The sequence below is a fragment of the Streptococcus sp. 22.1 genome, assembly GCF_016648645.1.
In the GTDB taxonomy this organism is placed as follows: Bacteria; Bacillota; Bacilli; order Lactobacillales; family Streptococcaceae; genus Streptococcus.
Window position 1 is genome coordinate 1 of the sequence record NZ_JACLQK010000035.1, and the last position, 10,601, is coordinate 10,601.

Genomic DNA, 10,601 nt, shown 5'->3' on the forward strand with positions numbered 1-10,601 from the left:
ATTGAAACGTTTATAAAAATAGTGATATCTATAATCATTCTATTGTTTACATGATTATTTTTAAGTGAACCTTATAAAAAATTTGAAAATAAGAGCATTTCTTTTCACAAATATTAGGAATTTTGTTAAAATATTTAACGATTAGTATTTTTAAATACTTTTAATCTCATTGAGGGGTGAGATACTTAATAGTATAAGTGTGGAGGATTACCAAAGTGGGTAAAGATTTATTTAATGATCGTATAAGTCGATTTTCGATTCGTAAGCTGAATGTAGGGGTTTGCTCCGTTCTTCTTGGAACTCTGGTTATGGTTGGTACTGCTAGTCAAGTATCTGCCGATGAAACAGCTAACCAAGTCCAAGCAGGAGATGTAGCTAGCACTACTTCTACAGTGAGTGATGAGACATCTTCTCAGAATGCTGTTGCTGCTCAAGCTTCGACGGAAGTCGCAAATATTTTATCTAGTACTGAGACTAATAGTCAGTCTCAAACCGTTTCAAATGCTAGCGCAGCTACTTCTGAAACGTCTACAACACAAGCTTCTAGTGAGACAACATCTCAAGCAGCTTCGTCAACGTCAGCAACTACTGCAGCATCTACCACTAGTGTTGCTGGCTCTACAAGTGTAGGCAATACTACGGGAGTTTCAACGACAGCCTCTGTTACATCAGCATCATCTGAGACACCTGCTTCAGAAACAGCATCTGAAGCACAAGGTGTGGACGTTCAAGCAGAAGCTTCTACAACGAATGCTCTTTCAAGTGGTGCCGAAGCGTCTGCTGTAGTGCAACCTGTTGTAACAGCAGAAACTTCTGGTCGCCGTCGTACACGTCGTGCCCTTGGTGATGCCAATGATCCAAACTTGATTGGTGATGATGTAGAAGACGCAACCTCAACTCCAAAAGTTGAAAAACCAGGCTTTACTACAAATGTTGATGCCAAATCAATGGCTAGCCAAATCTCATGGTTGGACTTTGGAGATGTAGCTAACTGGACAGGAACTACTACAGTATTAGTTCCTAAAAGTGAAGTTAAACCAACTGAGAACTTAGAAGAAAAATTGGCTCTTCAAGTTTGGTCTACCTATACCAAGGAAATCATGCCTGGTTATGTAGTTACTGTAAAAGTCAAATCTTTGAAACCTTTCCAAGCGACTGAAATCTATAAGAAACGGATGGAAAATCAAGGGGCTACAGAAGCTGAAAAAGCAACCTATGATCCAAATGCAAAAAATGGTTATGTAAGTGGAGTCACTTCAAATGCTGCTAAGCAAGCTTTTAACAATGGTGAAGAGGCCAAAATCGTCGCTGATGCCCAAAATAATTGGACTGAAATCAGATTTGAGAATATTGATACGAAAACCAAGAAGACTACCATAAGTTCAGCTTTGAATGGTGGAAATATTGGAGTTCAGTTTGAAATCTCTGCAACCTTCCGTGGTAAGACAGTTAAGCCAGCTATTGTTATGGCTGATGGGGAGTCTGCTAACCCAGGTGAATTAGTTATGTTTACTACCAATGGAGAAGGTTGGCAGCATATTGGAGAATGGAAAAAGTTTACCAGACCAAGTACTTCTGTAACATATTCACCACAAGATACTGAAAATCTTTTTGGACCTAATCCTAAATTTAATAATACCAACTTAAACCAACTTCGTAGATCTACTCAAGTTGGACCAGAAAAGAAACCAGTAGCTTGGAAGTATTTTGGAAATCCTGACCAAGTTACAGGTGGTCTAGGAACCGGTATCTTTGGACCAAACATTTCTGAAGGTAATTATACTGTTCCAATCGTTATGACGCGTGGTGCCTCTGAAGTTGGACTTTATGTCGCTTCAGGTGGTAAACAGTCAGCAATGCTAGGATTCTTCCCAATTGATGAAGGGGACGCTCCTGAGTCATACGGAAAAGCTATGCATACCATTGCAACTGTAGATGGTATAACTGGTGCTAAAGTAAATCAACCATATATTGGTAATGTGAGCCCAGATATGGATGAGAATACTGTTCTTGACTGGTTCGGTGATGATAAGGCAACTACGGCCGATGAAGGAATTGACCAATTGCTTCCAGATGAGCTTAAAGGTTCAACCAATGAGATGATCAAGATGGATCGTACACGCCCAGGTAACTACAAGCTGTCAATAGAAGCCCATACAGATGGAGCTTCAGAAGCTTATATCTACGGTTGGATAGACTTTAACCAAAATGGTACCTTTGATGAAGATGAACGCTCTAATCTTGCAAGAATCACAAATGACGGCACCGTTGAGTTGACCTTTGCAAATAGCAAGACTTATATCGACCCTAGCGTTAAAGAACTAGGTGCTCGTGTTCGTATTGCCAAGAAGGCTACCGAGATTGAGAGCCCAACTGGTATGGCCTTCTCAGGGGAAGTGGAAGACTTCAGAACTCAAATTACGCACCCACCAAAAGGGGAATTCAAGGAAACAAGTGGTCTTCAAGGGGCGAAGCAAACTGCAACTGTAACCTTTACAGCACGTGGAGAACACAAGTATGAGCTTAATTCTAGTGCCGTTATTGACGAAACGGTAGAACCATACATCGTTGATAAAGATGGCAACCGTGCAACTCTTGATGCGGACGGTTACTATGTCGTTCCAGGACAAGGTAAGTATAAGATTACTGCCAACGGTAAAGATGTAGACGTTGAATTTATTCCTGAAGATAACTTCCTTGGAACAGCTGATGGTATTTCTATCCGTCGTTCAGATAACAACGGTTATGATACTGGTTGGTCAACAAAATTCCCAGATCAAGAACCAAACATTAATGGTCAGTTGAATACCATGGATGGTCAATACGTTCCAACAGTCACTCCAATTGAAATCGAAGGAGTTGACAAAACTTCGACTGATGTTCAAGGGGCGACTCAAAAAGAAACTCCGACCTTTAACACAACTGAGACTAACTCAAATGGTGACAAGATTGCAATCACTCCAAGTGCAGAATATCCTGCTAAGTTGGTGGATCCTGCCACAGGTCTCACTACTGATGCGCCATCTGTAACAGTTGAAGGGGAAGGAACTTACACCATTAATCCTTCAACGGGTGAAGTAACCTTCATTCCAGATCCAAGCTTTACTGGTACAGCCAAAGGTGTGGATGTTACATTGTCAGCGCCAGTTGGTCGAAACAAAGATGGTAAGATCCAACAGGACTACATCAAGACTGCAACAGCTAAGTACACTCCAACTGTCACACCAATCACAGTGACTCCTACAGACAAGGTTTCTGCGGATGTTCAAAACGTTCCTCAAACCCAAACACCAACCTTTGATTTGAGTAATGATAAGACTGCTGAAATCACAAGCAAGAAATTGGTAGATCCAGCAACTGGTCAGCCTACTGATGAAACAACAGTAACAGTAGCAGGAGAAGGTAGCTATACTATCGACCCAACGACTGGAGCAGTAACATTTACGCCAGAAAAAGACTTTGTTGGTACTGCAAAAGGAGTAACTGTTCAGGCAACTGCTACGATTACAAATGCTAATGGTAAGACTGCAACCATTACTTCAGATGCAACCTACACACCAACAGTTGTAGCTGCTGTTCCAACAGCTCAACCAGCTACATCTAAAGATATCCAAGGTGCAACGCAAACAGGGACACCAACTTTTGCAGGAACAACTGTTCAAGTGAATGGTGAAGATAAAGCTATTACGATCAAAGATAATAGCTACACGCTTTTGGATAATGATGGTAATGAAGTGACAAGTACACCAGCTTATGCCGCTGATGGTACAACTGAAATTGGTACTTACTCAATTGATTCAGCTACTGGTCAAGTCACTTTCACACCGACTGATAAATCATACACAGGTGTAGTAACACCGGCCAAGGTTCAAGCTGAAAGCTCAAACGGTATCAAGGTGGATACAACTTACACACCAGAAATCGTTCCAGTAACCCCAACAGCAACACCAGCTGAAACAACTGATATTCAAGGTGCGACACAAACTGGTAAACCTGAATTCAAGGGTGGAACTGTAACGGTTGATGGCGTTGAGAAGACTGTTGAAATCAATGAAGATGTTCCAGCGACATTTGACGATGGTTCAACGACTAAGACAGTTGACGGCGTTGGTACTTACACAGTAGCAGCCGACGGTACGGTGACATTTGTTCCTGAGAAATCATTTGTCGGAACTGCACCGGCTGTTACGGTTGTTCGTGAAGACAAGAACGGAACCAAAGCCTCTGCAACTTATACACCAACTGTGACTCCAGTAACTCCAACTGCAACACCAGTTGAAACAACAGATATCCAAGGTGCTACACAAACTGGTAAACCTGTATTTACTGAAGGCGATAGCCGTGTGCCAATGAACGATGATGTTCCAGCAACATTTGATGATGGCTCAACGACTAAGACTGTAGACGGTGTTGGTACCTACACAGTAGCAGCAGACGGTACTGTTACATTTGTTCCAGAACCAAGTTTTACAGGAACAGCACCAGCGGTTACAGTCGTTCGTGAAGACAAGAACGGAACAAAAGCTTCAGCGACTTACACACCATCAGTAACACCAATTACAGTGACTCCTACAGACAAGGTTTCTGCGGATATTCAAAACGTTCCTCAAACTCAAACACCAACCTTTGATTTGAGTAATGATAAGACTGCTGAAATCACAAGCAAGAAATTGGTGGATCCAGCAACTGGTCAACCGACTGATGAAACAACTGTAACAGTAGCAGGAGAAGGTAGCTATACTATCGACCCAACGACTGGAGCAGTAACATTTACGCCAGAAAAAGACTTTGTTGGTACTGCAAAAGGAGTAACTGTTCAGGCAACTGCTACTATTACAAATGCTAATGGTAAGACTGCAACCATTACTTCAGATGCGACCTACACACCAACAGTTGTAGCTGCTGTTCCAACAGCTCAACCAGCTACATCTAAAGATATCCAAGGTGCCACTCAAACAGGCACACCAACCTTCTCAGGAACAACTGTTCAAGTGAATGGTGAAGATAAAGCTATTACGATTAAAGATAATAGCTACACGCTTTTGGATAATGATGGCAATGAAGTGACAAGTACACCAGCTTATGCTGCTGATGGTACAACTGAAATCGGTACTTACTCTATCGATTCAGCTACTGGTCAAGTAACTTTCACACCGACTGATAAATCATACACAGGTGTAGTCACACCGGCCAAGGTTCAAGCTGAAAGCTCAAACGGTATCAAGGTGGACACAACTTACACGCCTGAAATCGTACCGGTAACACCGACAGCAACTCCAACTGAAACAAAAGATATCCAAGGTGCTACTCAAACTGGTAAACCTGAATTCAAGGGTGGAACAGTAACCGTTGATGGCGTTGAGAAAACAGTAGCTATCAATGAAGATGTTCCAGCGACATTTGACGATGGTTCAACGACTAAGACAGTTGACGGCGTTGGTACTTACACAGTAGCAGCCGACGGTACGGTGACATTTGTTCCTGAGAAATCATTTGTCGGAACTGCACCGGCTGTAACGGTTGTTCGTGAAGACAAGAACGGAACCAAAGCCTCTGCGACTTACACCCCAACAGTAACACCAGTTACACCAACAGCAGAAGATACAACATCAACAGGTAAACAAGGTCAAACCCAAACAGGTAAGCCTGAATTTACTGAAGGTGATAGCCGTGTGCCAATGAACGATGACGTTCCAGCAACCTTCGACGATGGTTCAACTACCAAGACAGTTGATGGAGTTGGTACTTACACAGTAGCAGCTGACGGAACTGTAACTTTTGTTCCTGAGAAATCATTCACAGGTAAAGCGCCGGCCGTAACGGTTGTTCGTGAAGATAAGAACGGAACCAAAGCATCTGCGACTTACACACCAACTGTGACACCAGTAACTCCAATAGCAACACCAGCTGAATCTACGGGACCTCAAGGTTTGGTTCAAACTGGAACAGTAACCTTCACAGAAGGTGATGAAGTAGCGCCAATTAACAAGGATTCAATTACCCTTCTTGATGAAAATGGTCAGCCAGCAGCATCAGTAGAAGCGAAATCACCAGCAGGTGACGTGATCGGTACCTTCACTGTTGATAAAGAAACAGGTGTTGTGACCTTCACACCAACAGATAAATCTTACTCAGGTGATGTTGTCCCAGTTAAGGTTCAAGCAGCTGATACAAATGGTACAACAGTAGAAACAACTTACAAACCTAAGATTACTCCAGTCGTTCCTACTTCTGAAGATGCAACAACGACAGATATCCAAGGTGCCACTCAAACAGGTAAACCAACTTTCACCGAAGGAAATCCAAATGTTCCAATCGATGAAGATACTCCAGCTACCTTCGAAGATGGCTCAACTACGAAGACTGTCGATGGTGAAGGAACTTACACAGTTGCTCCAGATGGAACAGTAACCTTCGTTCCTGAAAAATCATTCACTGGAACTGCTACAGGCGTAACAGTGAAACGCGTGGATAAGAACGGTACTGAAATTACAGCGAAGTATACACCAACAGTAACTCCAGTAACTCCAACTGCAACACCAGTTGAAACTACAGATATCCAAGGTGCTACACAAACTGGTAAACCTGTATTTACTGAAGGCGATAGCCGTGTGCCAATGAACGATGATGTTCCAGCAACATTTGACGATGGCTCAACGACTAAGACTGTAGACGGTGTTGGTACTTACACAGTAGCAGCAGATGGAACAGTAACCTTCGTACCAGAAAAATCATTCGTCGGAACTGCACCAGCTGTAACAGTGGTTCGTGAAGATAAGAACGGAACAAAAGCTTCTGCAACTTATACACCAACCGTAACACCAGTTACACCAACTGCAGAAGATACAACATCTACTGACAAACAAGGTCAAACGCAAACAGGTACACCAACCTTCACACCAGGTAATCCAAATGTTCCAATGGATGATGATACACCTGCAACATTTGAAGATGGCTCAACAACCAAGACAATTCCTGGTGAAGGAACTTACACAGTAGCAGCTGACGGAACAGTAACCTTCGTACCAGAAAAATCATTCACTGGAGAAGGTACAGGCGTAACGGTTAAACGTGTCGATAAGAACGGTACTCCAGTTACTGCTAAGTACACACCAACTGTGACTCCAGTAACCCCAACAGCAACACCAGCAGAATCAACTGGCCCTCAAGGTCTTGTTCAAAATGGAACAGTAACCTTCACCGAAGGTGACCCAGTTGCACCAATCGATAAGGATACCATTACTCTTCTTGATGAAAATGGTCAGCCAGCAGAATCTGTAGTTGCTAAATCACCAGAAGGTAAAGAAATTGGTACTTTCACAGTTGATAAAGAAACAGGTGTTGTAACCTTCACACCAACTGATAAATCTTATTCAGGTGATGTTGTCCCAGTTAAGGTTCAAGGTAAAGATACAAACGGAACAGTTGCTGAAACAACTTACACACCGAAGATCACTCCAGTTGTCCCAACTGCTGAACCTGCAACATCTACAGATATCCAAGGTAAAACACAAACAGGTACACCAAGCTTCACACCTGGTAACCCTGTAATCCCAATGGATGATGATGTACCAGCAACCTTTGAAGATGGCTCAACAACTAAAGTTATTTCAGGAGAAGGTACTTACACAGTAGCTCCTGATGGCACAGTAACCTTCGTCCCAGAAAAATCATTCACAGGAGAAGGTACAGGTGTAACAGTTAAACGTGTAGATAAGAATGGTACACCAGCTACAGCTAAGTACACGCCAACAGTAACTCCTGTAACACCGACAGCGACACCAGTTGAAACAACAGGTAAACAAGGTCAAACCCAAACAGGTAAGCCTGAATTTACTGAAGGTGATAGTCGTGTACCAATGAATGACGATGTTCCAGCAACATTTGAAGATGGTTCAACTACCAAGACTGTTGAGGGTGTTGGTACATACACAGTAGCAGCAGACGGAACAGTAACCTTTGTTCCAGAGAAATCATTTACTGGAACAGCTCCAGCTGTGACGGTTGTTCGTGAAGATAAGAACGGAACCAAAGCATCTGCGACTTACACACCAACAGTAACACCGGTGACTCCAACTGCTACACCAACAGAATCAACTGGTCCTCAAGGCGTGGTTCAGACCGGAACAGTAACCTTTACCGAGGGAGATTCCGTTGCTCCAATCGACAAAGATACCATTACTCTTCTTGATGAAAATGGCCAACCAGCAGCGGCAGTGTTTGCGAAATCACCAGCAGGCAATATTATTGGTACCTTCACCGTTGATAAAGAGACAGGTGTTGTAACCTTCACACCAACAGACAAATCTTATTCAGGTGATGTTGTTCCAGTGAAAGTTCAAGCTGCGGATACTAATGGAACAACTGTAGAAACAACTTACACACCTAAAATTACTCCAGTCGTTCCAACTTCTGAAGATGCTACATCAACAGATATCCAAGGCCAAACACAATCTGGTAAACCAATCTTCACAGAAGGGGATCCTAATGTTCCAATCGATGAAGATACTCCAGCAACCTTCTCCGACGGTTCAACGACTAAGACTGTTGATGGTGTTGGTACATACACAGTAGCAGCCGACGGTACGGTAACCTTTGTTCCAGAAAAATCATTCGTAGGAACTGCACCAGCTGTAACAGTGGTTCGTGAAGATAAGAACGGAACCAAAGCCTCTGCAACCTACACCCCAACAGTAACTCCAGTTACTCCAACTGCTGAACCAACAACATCAACAGATATTCAAGGTGCTACACAAACTGGTAAGCCAGTATTTACAGAAGGCGACAGCCGTGTACCAATGAACAATGACGTTCCAGCAACCTTCTCCGACGGTTCAACGACTAAGACTGTTGATGGTGTTGGTACATACACAGTAGCAGCAGACGGAACCGTAACCTTTGTTCCAGAAAAATCATTCGTAGGAACTGCACCAGCTGTAACAGTGGTTCGTGAGGATAAGAACGGAACCAAAGCCTCTGCAACCTACACACCAACAGTAACTCCAGTTACTCCAACAGCGGAACCAGCAACATCAACAGATATTCAAGGTGCAACTCAAACCGGTAAGCCAACCTTCACCGAAGGTGACAGCCGTGTACCAATGAATGACGATGTTCCAGCAACATTTGACGATGGTTCAACGACTAAGACTGTAGACGGTGTTGGTACATACACAGTAGCAGCAGACGGAACCGTAACCTTTGTTCCAGAAAAATCATTCGTAGGAACTGCATCAGCTGTAACAGTGGTTCGTGAAGATAAGAACGGAACCAAAGCCTCTGCAACCTACACGCCAACAGTAACTCCAGTTACACCAACTTCAGAGCCAGCAACATCTACAGATATCCAAGGTCAAACACAAACAGGTAAACCAAGCTTCACGCCTGGTAACCCAAGTGTCCCAATGGATGATGATGTACCTGCTACCTTTGAAGACGGCTCAACAACTAAAGTTATTCCAGGTGAAGGAACTTACACAGTTGCTCCAGACGGAACTGTAACCTTCGTCCCAGAAAAAGCATTCACAGGAACAGGTACAGGTGTGACCGTGAAACGTGTTGATAAGAACGGTACAGCCGTTACAGCTACCTATACACCAACAGTAACACCAGTAACACCAACTGCAGAATCAGTTACTTCAATTGGTAATAAAGGTCAAACGCAAACAGGTAAGCCAAGCTTCACTGAAGGCGATAGCCGTGTACCAATGAATAACCAAGTACCAGCTACCTTTGAAGATGGCTCAACTACTAAGACTATTGCAGGTGTCGGAACTTACACAGTAGCTGCCGATGGTACTGTAACATTCACACCAGAAACTGAATTTACAGGAACTGCCCCAGCAGTCACAGTGGTTCGTGAAGATGTTAACGGAACTAAGGCTTCAGCTACCTACACACCAACTGTCCTTCCAATCACTAAGTTTGTTGATAAAGAAGGTAAGGAAATCCCAGGATATCCTACAGTTGATGGTGAACAGCCAAAAGCTGAAATTCCAGGTTACCGCTTCGTAGAAACTAAGAAATTACCTAATGGTGATATCGAACATGTCTACGAGCAAGTAACGACGTCATACGTTGATGAAAATGGTACGCCAATCCCTGGTTATCCAACCGAAGATGGCCAACAACCTAAGAAAGAAATCCCAGGTTATGAATTTGTGAAGACAGTTGTAGATGAAAATGGTAATACTCAACACATCTACAAACAAATTGTGACTCCAACACCAGTGCCGGATACAACTCCGACACCAGAGCCACAGCCAGCTCCACAAACAGAAGAGCCTAAGGCTCCAGTACTTCCAGAAACAAAAGAAGAAGCTCACTTTATCAATCCAAGTGATAAGACAGCTCAACTTCCAGAAACTGGTAGTGAGGATTCAAACCTTGCAATCTTTGGTTTGGCAAGTCTTCTAGCTGGATTTGGACTCTATGGCGCAAAACGACGCAAACGTTAAGATGATTTAACGGTCGTATAGGACCTTAAGAATCCAGATTTCAATTAAAATAGACCTCATGGTATTTGGGCTCTTTGTCAACTGTAGTGGGTGACGAAAAGCTAACATCTAGAGAGGACCTGATAGGTCTTCTCTTTTTTTATG

At 43.2% G+C, this 10,601-nt stretch carries 1 protein-coding gene; it reads left to right on the plus strand.

Annotation, left to right across the window (positions count from 1 at the left end):
- Positions 1–215: 215 nt before the first annotated feature.
- Positions 216–10,457 carry a GEVED domain-containing protein gene (locus H7U04_RS11065; RefSeq protein ID WP_201059809.1) on the plus strand — a complete coding sequence of 3,414 codons (10,242 nt, stop codon included), beginning with the start codon at positions 216–218 and terminating at the stop codon, positions 10,455–10,457.
- Positions 10,458–10,601: the final 144 nt, after the last annotated feature.